This is a genomic window from Chryseobacterium sp. Marseille-Q8038, assembly GCF_965111995.1.
Map to the genome: position 1 here is coordinate 1597596 of NZ_CBCOPN010000002.1, position 17110 is coordinate 1614705.

At 36.3% G+C, this 17110-nt stretch carries 14 protein-coding genes and 5 tRNA genes; 7 read left to right on the plus strand and 12 right to left on the minus strand.

The features are described 5' to 3' along the window. The first annotated feature begins 245 nt into the window (after positions 1-245). The 5 genes from ACWPWS_RS21170 (at position 246) to ACWPWS_RS21190 (ending at position 8485) form a co-directional block, all read left to right on the plus strand. Positions 246-3071: a TonB-dependent receptor gene (locus tag ACWPWS_RS21170; protein WP_454047813.1), complete on the plus strand. Its 2826-nt coding sequence runs from the start codon at positions 246-248 to the stop codon at positions 3069-3071. A 9-nt stretch (positions 3072-3080) separates the two neighbouring features. Then, positions 3081-4379: a DUF5690 family protein gene (locus tag ACWPWS_RS21175; protein ID WP_209786574.1), complete on the plus strand. Its 1299-nt coding sequence runs from the start codon at positions 3081-3083 to the stop codon at positions 4377-4379. Positions 4380-4390: 11 nt separating this feature from the next. Continuing rightward, entirely contained in the window at positions 4391-5545 is a 1155-nt protein-coding gene (locus ACWPWS_RS21180; RefSeq protein WP_454047814.1) for a TIGR03364 family FAD-dependent oxidoreductase, read from the plus strand. A gap of 7 nt (positions 5546-5552) precedes the next feature. Beyond that, complete coding sequence (locus tag ACWPWS_RS21185) at positions 5553-6221, plus strand: HAD-IA family hydrolase (protein WP_454047815.1); 669 nt, start codon at positions 5553-5555, stop codon at positions 6219-6221. A 410-nt stretch (positions 6222-6631) separates the two neighbouring features. Next, positions 6632-8485: a LamG-like jellyroll fold domain-containing protein gene (locus tag ACWPWS_RS21190; RefSeq protein WP_454047816.1), complete on the plus strand. Its 1854-nt coding sequence runs from the start codon at positions 6632-6634 to the stop codon at positions 8483-8485. 76 nt (positions 8486-8561) lie between these two features. On the opposite strand, the gene ACWPWS_RS21195 is transcribed toward ACWPWS_RS21190, so the two are convergent. The 3 genes from ACWPWS_RS21195 to ACWPWS_RS21205 are packed head-to-tail and all read right to left on the minus strand — an operon-like array spanning position 8562 to position 10886. After that, positions 8562-9047: a GNAT family N-acetyltransferase gene (locus tag ACWPWS_RS21195; protein ID WP_454047817.1), complete on the minus strand. Its 486-nt coding sequence runs from the start codon at positions 9045-9047 to the stop codon at positions 8562-8564. A 14-nt stretch (positions 9048-9061) separates the two neighbouring features. Beyond that, a complete protein-coding gene (locus ACWPWS_RS21200; protein WP_209786569.1) occupies positions 9062-10477 on the minus strand; it encodes an aminotransferase-like domain-containing protein in 1416 nt (471 codons plus the stop codon). A 40-nt stretch (positions 10478-10517) separates the two neighbouring features. Beyond that, complete coding sequence (locus ACWPWS_RS21205) at positions 10518-10886, minus strand: hypothetical protein (RefSeq protein ID WP_209786568.1); 369 nt, start codon at positions 10884-10886, stop codon at positions 10518-10520. A 103-nt stretch (positions 10887-10989) separates the two neighbouring features. On the opposite strand from ACWPWS_RS21205, the gene ACWPWS_RS21210 reads away from it, so the two are divergent. After that, on the plus strand, positions 10990-11673 hold the full coding sequence (locus ACWPWS_RS21210; protein ID WP_454047818.1) for a helix-turn-helix domain-containing protein: 684 nt from the start codon (positions 10990-10992) through the stop codon (positions 11671-11673). A gap of 54 nt (positions 11674-11727) precedes the next feature. On the opposite strand, the gene ACWPWS_RS21215 is transcribed toward ACWPWS_RS21210, so the two are convergent. The 9 genes from ACWPWS_RS21215 to ACWPWS_RS21255 all read right to left on the minus strand — a co-directional run bounded on the left by ACWPWS_RS21215 (position 11728) and on the right by ACWPWS_RS21255 (position 16503). Next, complete coding sequence (locus ACWPWS_RS21215) at positions 11728-12069, minus strand: hypothetical protein (RefSeq protein ID WP_454047819.1); 342 nt, start codon at positions 12067-12069, stop codon at positions 11728-11730. A gap of 81 nt (positions 12070-12150) precedes the next feature. Beyond that, positions 12151-12498 (minus strand): YrhB domain-containing protein, encoded by a 348-nt coding sequence (locus ACWPWS_RS21220; protein WP_454047820.1) that lies wholly within the window; start codon positions 12496-12498, stop codon positions 12151-12153. A gap of 78 nt (positions 12499-12576) precedes the next feature. After that, a complete protein-coding gene (locus tag ACWPWS_RS21225) occupies positions 12577-12924 on the minus strand; it encodes a YrhB domain-containing protein (RefSeq protein ID WP_454047821.1) in 348 nt (115 codons plus the stop codon). Between the two features lie 23 nt (positions 12925-12947). Continuing rightward, positions 12948-15485 carry a hypothetical protein gene (locus ACWPWS_RS21230; protein ID WP_454047822.1) on the minus strand — a complete coding sequence of 846 codons (2538 nt, stop codon included), beginning with the start codon at positions 15483-15485 and terminating at the stop codon, positions 12948-12950. Between the two features lie 399 nt (positions 15486-15884). Further along, positions 15885-15968: transfer RNA gene (locus tag ACWPWS_RS21235), tRNA-Leu, on the minus strand. Positions 15969-16047: 79 nt separating this feature from the next. Beyond that, positions 16048-16129 (minus strand) — tRNA-Leu (locus ACWPWS_RS21240). Positions 16130-16251: 122 nt separating this feature from the next. Beyond that, positions 16252-16335: transfer RNA gene (locus tag ACWPWS_RS21245), tRNA-Leu, on the minus strand. Between the two features lie 6 nt (positions 16336-16341). Next, positions 16342-16417: transfer RNA gene (locus tag ACWPWS_RS21250), tRNA-Gly, on the minus strand. 4 nt (positions 16418-16421) lie between these two features. Then, positions 16422-16503 (minus strand) — tRNA-Leu (locus ACWPWS_RS21255). A 180-nt stretch (positions 16504-16683) separates the two neighbouring features. Here ACWPWS_RS21255 and ACWPWS_RS21260 point away from each other — a divergent pair. Continuing rightward, positions 16684-17061 (plus strand): DUF3127 domain-containing protein, encoded by a 378-nt coding sequence (locus tag ACWPWS_RS21260; RefSeq protein ID WP_454047823.1) that lies wholly within the window; start codon positions 16684-16686, stop codon positions 17059-17061. The last annotated feature ends 49 nt before the right edge of the window (positions 17062-17110 follow it).

Here is a 17110-nt window from a genome sequence, read left to right on the forward strand (position 1 = left end):
ACAAAAATACGGCTATTTTCGGCAGGTTTCTATTCTTTTTATTCCCTTGAAATATTTACAAAAAACGTTTAAACAGGTACTTCAAAACCCATTTTATTAAATTCTCAAAGGATAGGTTTTATACTTTTTAAAGTAAAAATAGCGTAACAAATCAGATGTATTTGTTAATCAATACTTAATACAAAATATTTATATATATTAAAATTATTGGCGTGATTTGCATAAAAAATTTAATATATGTAAAAATGAAAACAAATTTAGAGAAATTACTTACCCTTGTTTTTGTCTGTTTCATGGACTTTGTTTCAGCGCAAAAGCAGTTAATTATAGGAACTGTTCTTGACGACAGCCAAGCTCTCCCCGGAGCAACAGTCAAAATAAAAGGCTTATCTAAGAATATAACCACTGATATTGAAGGAAAATTCACCATCAATGATATCAAAGAAGGCCAATATACTTTACAAATCAGCTATATAGGATATGAATCTTCCGAGGTTATTATTAATTTGAAATCAGAACAAACTGTTGATCTAGGAATCATCAAACTTTCCCAGCCGAGAAAAAACATTGATGAAGTAGTGGTTACCGGAACATTAAAAAATACGGAAGCTAGAGCTTTAAACCTTCAGAAAAATGCGATCAATATTACCAATGTAATTGCCTCTGACGGAATTGGAAAACTACCGGACAGAAATGCTGCAGAGACCGTACAGCGTGTACAGGGAGTTTCTATTGAAAGAGATCAGGGAGAAGGAAGATTTGTTTCTCTGAGAGGACTTCCGCCATTCTGGGCTTCCACCACCATCAACGGAAACAGACTTCCTACTGCTGAAGAGGAAACAACTTCCAGAGCTACAGCATTCGATTTCTTTCCTACGGAACTGATCTCCTATGTACATGTAAATAAATCATTTACCCCAGATATTGAAGCTGACGGAATTGGTGGTGGTGTCAATTTTATCACCAAAACACCACCAATGAAAACAGAGTTCAAAGCTACTGTAGGAAGTGGTTATAATGCAAAGTCTGACAAAGGCGTTTACAACCTTGGTTTTTTATATGGAGGAAGAACAAAGGATAAAAAATTCGGGTATTTATTCAATTTCGCTCACTTCATCAGAAACTGGTCTACAGATAATTTTGAAGCCAGAAGAAGTGGTGACGAAGGTGTTTTCAGACTGGAGCTTCGTGATTATAACGGAGTTAGAAAGACAACGGGAATCAATACCGCTTTTGAATATGTGCTGTCACCAAAAACAACCTTCTATTTAAAAGGAATGTATGGTACATTATCAGATGATGAAACCCACTACAAGCATAGAATCCGATTTGATAAGTTCAGCAGTGCCAATAATACAGCAAGAGTGGAGCTTCAGAATATCCACAATTTACTGATCACAGAGCTTACTTCTGTGTCTTTGGGAGCTGTTCATCAATTAGATAAAGGAAAAATCGACTGGGATTTATCTTACTACGACAATAAATTCAAGTATGGAAATATTCCTGACAAGCAAAACAATTCTTACTATGTCATCAAATACACACAATCCGGTGTAGGCATCAATCCAGATTATATTTCCAATCATGGAAATGGCCCCAGAGCTTACTGGAAAGCTGATGGTGGTAAATTAGATTATAAAAACCCTGACGCTTTGTTTGGTTTCTACAGCGATCCCAACTTTAAAATGGATGCTTCCCAGATGAGATTTACAGATCTTGAATTCTATAAGGTTTTTGTGGAGGAAAAAGATAAGATTGTAGCCGCATTCAATCATGAGATCAATGCTTCTGATAAGTTGATTTTAAAATATGGTTTTAAATACCGGGATAAGGAGCGTAATGCAAAGTTCTCTGATATTTTCTACAACTGGAACAATGGTACTGCCCCTCTACTGTCTGAGTATTCACAATATATCACAACACAGCCCAATGGACCGAAATATTTAAGTGAAATGAATGCTCATATCGGCAATACTTTTGGCCCCGTACTTTCTACAACAGGAATGAATCAGTTTTGGTATCAGAATCAGAGAAATCTAAAGATCAATACTGCTGATTCCGAAGCCCTGGAGTATAACAAAGCATTAGGAAGAAACTTTGATGTGTTTGAAAAACATGCAGATGCTTATGGAATGGCAACGTATAAACTGAATGACAAGATCACCATTTTAGGAGGAATCAGATTATCCAATACCAATACTAAGGTAAGAGGGTACAGTGTGAATGATAATGTACTTACTCCGGTAGAAAACACCAAAAAATATCTGGCTGTTCTTCCAATGGTTCATTTGAAATATACATTGAATGATAAAACCAATCTTCGTTTTGCTGCTGCAAGAACGTTCTCAAGACCCAATTTTGGAGATTTGACTCCAGGAGGAACGTATATTGAAGCGGACAACGAGTTCAAAGGAGGAAACCCAAATCTTAATCCTACCTATTCTCTGAATTTTGATTTGATGGGAGAATATTATTTCTCCAACGTAGGGATTCTGAGTGGTGGCGTTTTCTATAAATCAATTACAGATCCTATTTTCCAGGATTCTTTTATCGGAAGCTACAACGGAATGAATGGCGTACAGTTTACAGCTCCTAACAACGGAAAAGCAGCATGGTTAGGAGGAATTGAACTGGGAATCAACAAACGCTTTGACTTCCTTCCAGGATTCTTACAATACTTTGGAGTACAATTGAATGCCACATTTATGACTTCTGAAATGGAAAAGCCAAGCGGAAGAAAAGTAGCTCTTCCTTACCAGGCAAAGGAATTGTACAATGCGCAGCTTTTCTTTGAGAAAAAAGGATTCAATGCCAGACTGGCTTACAACTACAAAGGAAAGTATGCGGTAGAATATGCTGAAGAAGACATCAATGATTCTTATTATGGCAAATACAGCAATCTTGATTTCGGAGGTTCTTATCAATTTACCAAATACCTGACTTTGTATGCGGATGTGAACAATATCCTGAATAAACCTCTGATCTATCACTTTGGTAAAAATGAAGACCGCCCTGAGCAGGTAGAATATTATGGAGTGCGATTCAACCTTGGAGTAAAACTGAACTTCTAAACCAATACCATGGCCAGAACCATCAATAAAAAAACACTCGTAACACTGAAAGCCGCTTTTGCTGCTTTTGGTGTTTACTTCTGCATGTACGGTTTTCGAAAACCTTTTACTGTAGCTTCTTTCGAAGGACTTTCCTATTGGGGAGTTGATTATAAGATCCTGATTATCATCGCTCAGGCAGTAGGGTATTTTATCTCAAAGTTTATCGGGATTAAATTTATCTCTGAACTGAAACCTCAGAAAAGACTCACTTATCTGTTTGTTTTTATTGTTATTGCAGAGCTTGCCTTACTGGGGTTTGCTGCCGTTCCTGCTCCATACAATATTATATTTATGTTCATCAACGGGATTCCGTTAGGAATGATCTGGGGAATTGTTTTCTCTTACATTGAGGGACGGAAGACCACGGAAATTATCGGTCTGTTTTTATGCTCAAGCTTTGTGGTTTCTTCAGGATTTACCAAATCTGTAGGGAAATTTCTGATGGATACTTTCTCCATTTCAGAATTCTGGATGCCATTTTCTGCCGGACTTATTTTCGTTATTCCTCTGATTCTTTTCGGATTGCTTCTTGAAAAGATTCCGCAACCTACAGAAGAAGATATTTTGCTTAAAAACAAAAGAGAACCGTTGAATGGTAAGGAAAGAAAAGCGCTCATCCAGCAATTCTTTGTTCCCATTGTATGTATTATATTTTTGTACATCTGTTTAACCGTTTTAAGGGATTTCAGAGATAATTTCAACCGTGAAATCTGGGACGGACTGAATTTTAGTTTTGACAGTTCTATTTTCACCTTAACAGAAATTCCTATTGCCATAATGGTACTTTTGATCTTAAGCTTTATGGTAAAAGTAAAAAACAATAAAAAGGCATTTGCTTATTATCATTATATCCTTTTTGCCGGGATTATTACTGTAGGACTTTCTACTTATCTGTTTCAGCAGGGTTCTTTATCTCCCTTTTTATGGATGACGATTTCCGGTTTCGGAATGTATATCTGTTATATTCCCTTCAACGGAATTTATTTTGACCGGATGATTGCCGCTTTTGAAATCAAAGGAAATGTAGGTTTTCTGATTTATATTGTAGATTCATTCGGGTACCTTGGAAGTGTCTTGATTCTTTTGTATAAAAACTTCGGTTCGGCTCAAACTTCATGGTTACATTTTTATATCAACTTAAATTATATCATCACCATTGCGGTTTTCATCCTTTCAGTGATTGCTTTTATGGCTTTCAGAAATAAGTCAAAACCCAAATCTAATTCTAATCAATTCATCAATTTCGATACGTCGAAAATTTTATAAATACTCGTAAAATGACAACAAAATTTGATTTACTCGTTGTAGGAGGTGGAATTTTAGGAACATTCCATGCTTATCATGCGCTGAAGAAAAATCTTAAGGTAGCTTTACTGGAAAGAAATTCAATTCCTCAGGGAGCTACAGTAAGGAATTTCGGACAGGTAGTGCCTTCCGGAATGGATCTTAAATGGCAGAATTTCGGAAGAGAAAGTCTTGCAATATATAACGAACTTCATACCCAGGCAGATCTTACCATCAGACAAAACGGATCTGTTTATATCGCTTCAAATGATGAAGAACTTCAGCTGATTGAAGAGCTTTATGAAATCAACAGAAACAATGATTATGAATCTGTTTTATTATCAAAAGGGGACTGTATCAAAAAGTTTGACGGCCTTCGTTCTGATTATTGTAAAGGAGGATTATTTTTCCCTCAGGAACTGTCTGTAGACTCTGCTGATATGATTGTAAAGCTTCACAAACTGCTGCAGGAAAAAATGGGATTGCAGATTTTCTATAATACAACCGTTTTAGAAACCAGGGAAGATAATCAGAAATGTACAGCTGTAACCGCAGAGGGAACAGAATTCAATGCTTCTAAAATCATTGTATGCGGTGGTCATGAATTCAAAACATTGTACCCTAATGTATTCAATGACAGCGATCTGGAAGTCAGTAAGCTTCAGATGCTTCAGACCAAACCTCAGGGAATTTATTCACTTCAGGGAAATATTCTTACTGGTCTTTCGGTCAGAAGATACGAATCATTCAGTGAGTGTCCTTCTTTTCAGAAAATCAAGGCTTTAGAAGATCCCAACTCGTTTGAAAGGAAATACGGAGTTCATATTTTATTCAAGCAGGCGCTGGACGGTTCTGTCATCATTGGTGATTCTCATGAATATGCTGATGCTAAAAATGCTGATGACCTTGGCTATGATCTTAATATGGAGATTGATGAATTTATGATTCTTGAGGCTAAAAAAATCATTGATCTTCCCACGTATGAAATCCAGAGAAGGTGGTTCGGAATCTATTCCCAGTGCAAAACCAAAGATATTTTTGAACACAGCCCATCTGCCAATATTCATATTATAACAGGTATCGGAGGGAAAGGAATGACGGGAAGCGGTGGCTTCTCCAAGTTTACTATTGAAAAAATTTACGCATAAAATTTAAATGAAAAATATAGAATTATTAGTTCTGGATATGGCTGGAACAACAATTGACGAGGACAATGTAGTCTATAAAACACTTACCAGCGCTGTAAATGATTATGGCTATGTGGTAAGCCTTGAAAAAGTATTATCCAGCTGTGCCGGAATGGAAAAACTGGAAGCCATTACAAGTCTTTTAAAGAAAATCAATGGCAATGAGGAAGATGCTCCTGCTATTTTTGAGAATTTCTCTGATCAGCTAAAAGAATCTTACCAAAACCTTGAAATAAAACCCATTAACGGAACGGAAAACTTCCTGCTCCGTATGAAGTCTCAAAACAAAAAGATCGTGTTGAATACAGGATATACTTCTGAAATTGCTCATCAGCTTCTGAATAAACTCAACTGGAAAGAAAGTATTCATTTTGATGCCTTAATTACGGCAGATGATGTTTCAGAAAGCCGTCCAAGCCCGGAAATGATCCATCTTGCGATGAAGAAATTCAATATCACGGAAGCCAATAAGGTTTTAAAGGCTGGTGACTCTGTTATTGATATCGAAGAAGGCAAAAATGCAGGTTGCGGACTTACAGTAGCCGTTCTCTCCGGAGCACAAAGCAAAGCAGAGCTTGAAAAAGCAGCCCCCGATTATATTCTGAACACCATTTCTGAAGCAGAAGGTATTCTTTAACAACTTCTTTTCAAAAACTTTTTTTACTACTTCTTGACACAAATGTTTTCATGCTAATCCATTGAAAATGTTTGTGTTTTTTGAACCACCCCGTCAAAAATTCTTTGAATTTTCGCCACCCCTCCGGAGGAGGGGAATATCGTACGTCTGATTGAATATTCGTAGAAAACATAGATTTTTGGAATCTTTTGTGAATTTTATATTCTCAAAGCGTGTGACTTAAAATAAGCAATGTTAATCATTTTTCTGACTTTTGTGGTTAACCATTTCATTCTTTTTTCTGGAACTTTTTAATTATCAATTAATTAATTTACAGTTCATACATGTTTACAAATAGTAAACTAATTTTACAATAGTTAAAAATAAATTACTATTTGTAAACTTTTACGATTCGAAAACTTATTTTCCCTATGAAAACAAAACTATTCTCAATGGCTGTTGTAATGAGCTGTTTCCTTGGAGCTCAGACCAAAAAAGTTCTTTTTATCGGTATTGACGGATGTCGTGCAGATGTCATGATGTCTACTCCCACTCCTAACATTCAAAATCTTATCAGTCAGTCAATTTATTCTATTGATGGGCTTTGCGCTGCCACTACCTGGAGCGGAAACGGATGGAGCACTATGCTTACCGGCGTGTGGCATACCAAGCATAATGTTCAGGACAATAATTTTACCAGTCCAAACTACGTCAATTATCCTGATTTTTTAACCAGAGCAGAAACTTACAATCCCAGCCTGAGAACAATTTCTCTGGCACATTGGTCACCTATTAATGATAAGATTGTACAGAATGCGGATGTAAAAACCAATCTGGCAACAGATCTTGCCGTGAAAAATGCAGCTATAACGGCTTTGCAGAATGACAACCCTGATATTCTCTTTGTAGATTTCGATGATGTAGACCATGCAGGACATTCTTATGGATTTTCATCAAGCATTCCTCAGTATGTATCTTCAATTAAAACAACAGATACTTATATCGGAGAAATTGTCACTGCTATGAAAAACAGACCTTCTTACAGTAATGAAGACTGGCTGGTAGTACTCACTACAGACCATGGGGCAATAGAAAGCTCTCATGGTGGAGGAAATCTTTCTGAAAGAAACATTTTTACGGTATATTCAAATCCGGGATTTATTCCTCAGCAAATCAGCAAAACAATCCTTGAATCCAATAAGACATTCAATCAGTTGAATTTCCCTGCAGGAACCTATGCAAAACCATCTAACCAGACTCCTTTCAATTTTGGTGCGAATCAGGATTTTACGATTGAGTTTTGGGTAAAACCAAATGCAGCTTATTCAAGTGATCCTGTTATGATCAGTAATAAAAACTGGGCTAACGGAAAAAATAAAGGATTTGTTTTTTCAGGGTATTCCGGACAGACTTTTAAAATGAATATTGGCGATGGAAACAACAGAATTGATCTTGTTGGAGGAAAAGTGGAAACGAATAAATGGAAACATATTGCTGCCAGCTTTGACAGAGATGGCCTTGTCACATTGTATGAAGACGGTGTTCCGGTAACTTTTGCGAAAATGAATACCATCGGAAATATTGATTCCGGGCTTCCTTTAACCTTAAATCAGGATGGAACCAATGCTTATGGAATCAATCTGGCAGCTTCTTATAAAGATGTAAGAATCTGGAAATCTGCTCTTCCCAATGATGTTATCGTGAATTGGGCTAACCAGGATATTACGCCTTCACATCCTTATTATGCTCAGTTAGTGGCCAATTGGAAATGTAATGGAACTTCCGGAAATACATTGGCAGATTCAAGCCCAAGCAACAATAACATGGCTATTACAGGTTCTCCGACTTATAATGCCAATACCGTCAACAATTTTAAAGTGTATGATTATACAGCAACAACAAGAGAAACAGATCATTTTCCTACCGTACTGAACTGGCTTTGTATTCCGGTACAGGCTTCATGGGGAATTGATGGAATCAACAGAATTCCGGCATGTTCTAAAGAAATATTAGCAGCAAAAGATCCCAAGGTAATTGCTGATGATTTTAAAATTTATCCCAATCCTGTTTCAACATTCATTGGAGTTCAGTATCAATCTGAAGATAAGGATATTAAAGCAGAAATCATCGACAGTAAAGGAGCAATTGTTTCAACATCACGTTTACAGTCTTCAAGAGGATATTACGATGAAAAAATCAATATTGGAAATCTTCCGGCAGGCATATATTTTATTAAAATTAATGGAAGTAAAAAATCAATGACCAAGACATTCATCAAGAAATAAAACAGTAAAGCAATTAGATTTAAATTTTGATATTAGAACAAGGATATTCCTATCCGAGTTCTAATATTTTTTTTGCTTATTTATTGAAAATCAACTCCATTCTCACATCTGCACGGTCGTACTCAGCATGACCGATAGGTGTATGGATAAAGCCCAGTTTTTCATAAAGTTTAATAGCAGGAACCAAAATAGAATTGGTAACTAAAAAGACTTTTTCTGCGTTCAATTCTTTCGCTTTTTCCACCAAGGCATTTCCCAACAGATATCCTAGTTTTTTTCCCTGAGCTTTGGGACTTACGGCCATCTTTGACAGCTCAAAAGTAAGAGGATTGTTCTCCGTTTTTACTAATGCACAGGTTCCTACCACTTCTCCATTCAGCAAAGCAAAAGCAATGTGTCCGCCTTTATTTAAAATCTCTTCTTCCGGATGATCCAGAAGCTTATAATCTCCCGATTCCATTACAAAAAAAGTCTTGATCCACTCTTCATTCAAAGCTTTGAAAGCTTCTTTATACTGAGGTTCATACGCTGTAATTTTTACTTCATTCTTAATATCATTCATCGCTATAAGGTTTATTAAATTCTGTTTTTTATCATTTTTCCCAACTTCTCCAGGTCGCTTTCCACCCTATCAGTCCATTCCAGAGCATAGTTCAGCCGCATACAGTTCTGATACTGATTATATTGTGAAAACATTCTTCCCGGAGCAAAGTTCACTTTTTGGCTGACAGCGATATCATAAAGATCTTCTGTACAAATTCTCTTATCAAGTTCCAGCCAAAGCATAAAGCCTCCTTTGGGTTCTGAAATCTTTGTATTATCAGGAAAATACTCAATCACCGACTTCTGGATCTGAAGGTAGTTCGCATATAGTTTTTTTCTGAACATTCTCAAATGATGATCATACCGTCCGTGGGCAAGGAAATCCGCAATCACATCTGAAAACAAAGAAGGTCCGCTCACCGTCTGAACCAATTTCTGACGGATAATTTTTTCCTTAAATTTTCCCGGAGCCACCCATCCTACCCTAAAACCCGGAGCCAGTGTTTTGGAAACCGAACCTACCCACATTACAATTCCTGCTTCATCATAAAACTTACACGGCTTTGGTCTTCCCGCTCCGAAGTAAATGTTTCCGTACACATCATCTTCCACCAAAGGAACATTGTACTCGGTAAGCATTTTCACCAGTTCTTTTTTGTTCTCATCAGGCATTTGAAACCCTAACGGATTGTTATAATTCACTACAAAACAACATGCAGAGAGCTTCGGAAGTACCTTTTTTAAAGCATCAAGATCCACTCCTGTAATGGGATGCGTAGGAATTTCTACAGCTTTAAGCCCCAATAACTGAATGGCCTGAAGAATTCCGAAATATACAGGACTTTCCACCGCCACAGAATCTCCCGGCTTGGTCACTGCCATTAAGCAGTTATAAACGGCATTCATCGCTCCGGAAGTAATGACCAGATCATCTTCTGTAATTTTCCCTTCCATTACCATAGACCATTTGGCGATTTCTCTACGCAGAATTTCGCTTCCCTGCACAGGTTCATAATTGGTTCCGCTGTCACTCTTCCTTTTCATCACATCAATCATACATTTCTTCATTTTGGCAACCGGAAGGAGACTTTTCCCCGGAATTCCAAGAGCGAACTGCGTAACATCTGTACCCCCGATGCTCCCAAATACTTTATCAATAAGATCCTGAGGGGTATTTTTACCTTCCGAAACCTTCATCTGTGCTACAGAAGGCAATGCCAGTTTTCTTTGGGAAGTCTGGCTTACATAATATCCGTATTTCGGACGCGATTCTACAAGAGAACGGCTTTCCAGCTCCATATACGCTTGCTTTATTGTATTCAGGCTCACGTTGTATAATTTCTGGGCACTTCTCAGTGAAGGCAGCCTGTCTCCAAACTGCAGGGTTTCACTTTTAATCTGCTCTGTGACAGAATTGGCTATTTTAAGGTACAGAACATCTTTAGGCATTGAATCAGGGTTTTAAGTAAATGTACAATTTTATCCTGCTTTATTCAGGATTCAGCCAGCTAATCACACTGCTGATACTGCTTTTTAACTGTTCCGGATCTTTGAAATTCGGCGTATTATTATTTTTTAAATATCTTTCAGCACGGGAAAAAAAGTTTCTTTTCTCTACTTCTGGCATTTTGTTTTTATCATAAACTTTGAAAGAGATTTCATTTTTTTCATTAATGATAAGGCTGGCAAAAGCAACTACTATATTTCCGTTTTTAGCCAAAAGAAAAGGAAGTCCGAAATTCTGATCTGCTTTTTTCACATTCTGGATCTCCAGAAAAATAGTTTTAAGCATCCCCATATCTGAGATATACGCTTCAGCATATTGAAACGGCTTCTGCTGTTGAATGGTTGTTTCCATATTTTCTTCTTTAGCTAAACAAAATTATGGAGTATTTAATTTTGGATACAGATACAGAACTAAACAATATTACGGGTACAGATTTTTACGTTCCGGATCCAATATGCAAATATATTTAGCTAAAATTGTATTCTCTGTTTTATCTTTGCAAAAAGTATTAGACAAAATGAGCTTCTTTGGAACGAATATTAAGAAAATAAGACAGGTAAAAGGAATAAGCCAAAAAGCATTTGCAGACCTTCTTGATCTGAACAGAGGTGTGATAAGCTCTTATGAAGAAGGCCGTGCCGAACCTAAGATTGAAACAATATTAAAAGTTGCCCATCATTTTAACCTTACTCTTGATCAATTACTGACTGAATCTTTACAGGCAGGGCAATTAGTAAGTGTTTCTGACACGGATCAGCTTATGCTTTTTCCGGAATCAGAGATCCTGAATAACAAAGAAGAGCAGACAAAAACAGAGAAAAATAATCCCAACTCCTCAATACTGCAAAAAATATTAGCATCCGTTGATCTCATATATGAATTCACTCTTGAAAAACAACTGCTGGCCCACTATCAATACGGTGATGTTTTATTTTTAAATAAGGCTGATATACATACAGAGCCCTTCAACAATTTATTAGTTCATACCAATGGAAACCTTCAGTATACAATTGATAATCAAACACTAAACAGAAATACTCAGGAATATTATAAGATTGTTGGATACATTTCAATGGCTGAACAAAATATATTTAGAGGCATCTTTGAGAGATTGGAGAGGCTGGAAAGTAAGGGATAGTTTAATTAAGTTCGCAAGAAATAAATGCACTAAATGACACTTCATTTTTTTTTATTATTTGTAATCAAACCGATCTTCATCTGGATACCAATAAGTATCTAAAGCTGTTGATAATGTTCCATTTTCATAAGCTTTTATACGATCTCCTAAGCTGGACATGGTGCCCAAACTAACCACTCTTCCTGTTTCTTTTTCAACTAAAAAAGGTCCACCCCCCGCCAAAGATTTATTAAAATCGCCTGTTAAAATGAATTCTTTGGTATTGTAGCGGTAAATATTACCATACGGTTTTTTAATAATAGCATCAGTATATATCATTGTCTCAATACCTTTTTTTACCATTCTATTTAAAAAATATTCTGCTACTTCTAACATTTCCTTATCTGTTAACATCATTTTTTCAATTTTGTGTTGTTGTTTTTAAGTTGTTGAAAATAATAAAAACAGCAGTGAAATTACTGCTGTTTTTTATTATTTTTATTTGTAATCAAACCGATCTTCATCAGGATACCAATATGTGTCTAAAGCTGTTGGTAATGTTCCATTTTCATAAGATGTTATATAATCTTCTAACCTTCCTGCAGTACAGAAACCAACCACTCTCCCTGTTTTTTTTTCTACGAGAAAGGGTGCATTCCCTACCAATGATTTATTAAAATTTCCGGTTAATATATATTCTTTTGAATTATAAAAATAAATGTTACCATAAGATTTTTTTATAACATCATCTATATATATCATAACTTCAATATGTTTTCCTCTCTTTCCTAATCTTTGTAAATAACGTTCTGCTATAGCTAGCATTTCTTTGTCTGTTAAAATCATTTTTTTCAATTTTGTGATTTTGAAGTATTAAAAATAATAAAAAACAGCAGTAATTGCACTGCTGTTTTTATTTTCATTTTATTTGTAATCAAATCTATCTTCGTCCGGATACCAGTAAAGGTCTAAACTTGGAGTCATAGTACCATTTTCATAGGATCTTATATAATCTTCTAATCTTGCTGCCGTACCAAAAGTAACTACCCTTCCGTCTTTTTTTTCCACTAAAAATGGAGCATTACCTATTAAAGATTTATTAAAGTCTCCTGTTAAAAGATATTCTTTAGAATTATAACGATAAATATTACCATAAGTCTTTTTAATTATATCATCTAAACGTATCATTACTTCAATACTTTCTCCCCCCAGTTCTCCTAATCTTTTTAAGTAGCGTTCTGCTATTTGCAGCATTTCTTTATCTGTTAACATAAATTTTTTTTTCTAATTTGTTATTATCTTACTATTAAATATTTAAAGCCACCTTCTTTCTCAGATGCATAAGCTTTATTATATTTACTTTCAATGAATTTTGCAAAATTATAATCTTTTAAAGCAAAGATTACATATTCACCTGTTTGACCATCAAATAGATGTAACTCTCCTCCTTTTTTCATTCCAACAAAATAATGACCTTCAGTTGACTGTCCTATTACTCCTCTTGAGCCCCTTACATTTTTTACATCATGCACACCATAAATAACAACTATTTCTCCTTCTTTCATCAATTCCTTTAGTCTACCCAATGGGCTAATGGGCTGAAAATGGCCTCCCCCAAATTTAGGTACAATCTTTTCAAATGACTGATAACCTGATCTTTTTGCTAATTGTAATTCTCCCTTTCTCAAAAAATTAATTACAGATTCTACTACATTCCCACAATTTGTTTTATGAACTTGAACTACAGCACTACCTAATGACTCATGGTTAAAATATGGCATTGCTTCTTTCATTTTTTCAAAAGGGTTTTCAATTATAGTATTTGAAAATTGTTTTTTCCCTTCTATAAATGCTTTTACCTCTGCTTCAACTGTTGTTTCTACAATAGAAAAACCTGGCGGCACATGCCCTCCCAAATGCTCCAGCTCTTCTATTAACTTTTCTCCCTGTAAATTACGCCATTTTTTGTAGAACATATGCATTTCTGCTTTGGTAAACTCTTCAATCACTTCGCCTTTGTACACAAGAGCATAAGCATTTAAAAATTTCCCCTCTCTTTGTCCATATAAGAAAACTACCCCATTTTCAGCCATGGTATTACCAAGGGCTCTGTATTCCGCGCCATGAAAAATTTCCTTGGGTTCCAATACTTTTATCGTATTCTTTTGGAAGTTGGTAATATTGGTTTCCAGAGTTGCTTTTAGTACTAAAGTTTTAAGGTAATTCTTTGCACTACCGTCTGCCATTTTTGCGATCAGTTTGGCTGCTCCGCTATAAAAACCGCCTACAACAGTTAAGCCCGCCAATGCAATACCTCCCACCATATAAATCTCTTCCCACACTGCCAGAAATTCTGCTCCTCTTTCATATGTAGCAATTTCTTCTTTAAACGCCTGTACGGTAAGGTCAGCTCCCGCCAAAGAGATATCGGCGGCTGCCAGTAGAATAAAATAAGGGTTTCCGGTCGTAGCCAATGTAGCAACACCAATTACAACAGCCAGGAGATTGGCTGCAATACGGATATTCTGCTGCACAACCGCCCATTCTTCTGCGTCTGCCAGTGCTTTCAGATAAATAGCAGGCACCAGATATACTTCTTCCTTTTCTCCGCTGATATCTGTAAGATACACCATATCTAAAGGATGAAATTGTGCTCCTTCATCCAGATCTTCCTTTACGGTCTCTGTTGCATTGGGATCTCCTTCTTTCGGGACAATTTTTACATTTCGCTGTACCTCTTTTTGTTGCTGTAAGAAAAAAGTATCCCTGTACTGATCATTACTGCCCTGGAAAATGCCCATTTCCAGAATATCACTGTTTATTGTATAGCCTTTTCCAATGGTAAAGGATCTGGCTTCTTTTTTCCGCTTGTCATTGTTGGCAAACATTGAAAACAGCATCATGATATTAGCCAGAATCATCCGGTTGGTTTGCATCTTACCATCATACTCCGTGCTCCCGTCTAAATTGTAATAGATCCTGTTCAGTTTATCCGGATTTTCTCGGAAGTACTTAAGAACAGGAACCGGATCTCCAATGGCTTTGAAAATCTGTATCACTGCCGAACTGCTGTCTTTGAAAATATCCGAATCATCACCATTTGAAAGGATTTCAAGATGATTAAAAAACGTCAGATTGTCAATATGCTTAGAAAGTCCAGACAAAATAGTTTCAGGAATGTTTTCGTAGATGAATTTCAGAGATTTAGAATTTTCATGCTTTTTGATCGCATGTGCGAAGTTTTTCAGAAAGTATTTATAATCATCATCATAGTTATCAATATCACCATAGCCTAATACGATATTTAAATCTCTGAATTCCTGATAAGAACAGGTTTCCAAAATAATTGCTTTTTCGGCGCTTTGACCATAGAAAAAATTGATCCTGTAATAGATTTTCTCGTTGCCAACGTCTATTTCCTGGGTTATTTGGGTCTGGTTCCATTTTACTGGGACATTTTCTACTTTTGAGTTCAGATAAGCTTTCAGTCTGATGAAATTTCTGCCCGGAAGAGAAAGACTTTTGTTTGGGGTATTAGAATGATAGTCAATCGGATTATATTCCAGAATATAATCTTTCATACCACTGTTGGCATACTTAATTTTTGAAACCAAAAGTTCCAGATTGATATATTCATCCGTCTGCCAGTCTGTAATGTCTGAAGCTGGAGACGAAGCTGGTAAAGAGGTTTCTTTTTGTAAATCTGTGGGTTGTTTTAATGTTTTGCTAAAAAAAGATTCAGTGGACAGCAAATGATTTGATAAAGACTGCAGGGTTCTTTTACTCGTTTCATCTAAGTCGTCAAAATCGTTAAAATAATTGTCATAATTCATTGCTTAAAATTTTAGGTTAATAAAAATTCAGCATGAAAATCTAAACAAGGTTCAGGGACGGATTTAAATTTTGTCAAGAGTTCCTTAAAATTTAAGTCTCATTCTTAAGGAAATATACGATACAGATATCCGTCTGAAACATTGTTATTAAATTTCATATTTGTGTTTTATTATTACAAATATCAATGCGGAAAGCGACAGAACTTGACGTATTAAAATTTAAATTGAATAGGGCTTCATTTTGAAACGATGACTATATTAATGGAAACAAACTAATTTGACTATGATTTAAAAATATCTATTTTATATAGTGGAACCGAATATCTATGGATTTCCTGGTATTTTTTAAGTGATTAACAGAAACAAAAATCCCTCCGTAATAAATTACAGAGGGACTTGTACCCCAGACGGGACTTGAACCCGTACGTCCTTGCGGACACAGGATTTTAAGTCCTGCGTGTCTACCAGTTCCACCACCAGGGCATGGTGTGGGCAAAAAAAAAAGATCCGAACCAAGGGTTCCAACCTTTTCTGTGACTCTGTGAAGAGCCTTTTCGCATAGTGCGGATGAAGGGACTCGAACCCCCACGCCTCACGGCACCAGATCCTAAGTCTGGCGTGGCTACCAATTACACCACATCCGCTGATTTTTGCTGATCTGAATTTCAGATTCAACCTTATTTCTTACAAATATAAAATATTTTATTTAAAGAACACTCTCTAATTAAAACAAAAAACCCTCCGTAAGATATTACAGAGGGTCTTGTACCCCAGACGGGACTTGAACCCGTACGTCCTTGCGGACACAGGATTTTAAGTCCTGCGTGTCTACCAGTTCCACCACCAGGGCATGGTGTGGAGCGAAAAACGGGATTCGAACCCGCGACCCCAACCTTGGCAAGGTTGTGCTCTACCAGCTGAGCTATTTTCGCATAGTGCGGATGAAGGGACTCGAACCCCCACGCCTCACGGCACCAGATCCTAAGTCTGGCGTGGCTACCAATTACACCACATCCGCTGGTTTTTTTTATACTGTAAGTTTTAAAGAGCTTGCTTCGTTTTTGTGAGTGCAAATATAGGACAATTTCCTTTACTACCAAACTTTTCAGGAAAAAAAATTAAATTTTCCATATTTTTTTTTCACCTCACCTTTTATTACATTTCATTTTCTTATTTTTACATCGTTAATATTTACAATATGGAATTACAAGGAACGGTAAAGAAACTTTTTGATGCTCAAACATTTGCGAGCGGGTTTCAAAAAAGAGAAATGGTTATTTTGACCCAAGAACAGTATCCACAGCCGATAAACATAGAATTTTTATCTGATAAAATCAGTTTATTAGATAACCTTAAAGAAGGAGAAAACGTAAAAGTAGGAATCAACATCAGAGGGAGAGAATGGGTTTCTCCTCAAGGTGAAACTAAATACTTCAACTCTATTACAGGCTGGAGAGTAGAGAAAGTTTTTGAAAACGCTTCAGAACCTACTCAGGCAACGCCTCAACAATCAGCATCTCCCGTTTCTAACGAGAATCCTTTTGCCGGAGACGATGATGATGATTTACCTTTTTAATTAAAGAATAAAGATCAAATATAAATCCTGCTTTTTGAAGTGGGATTTT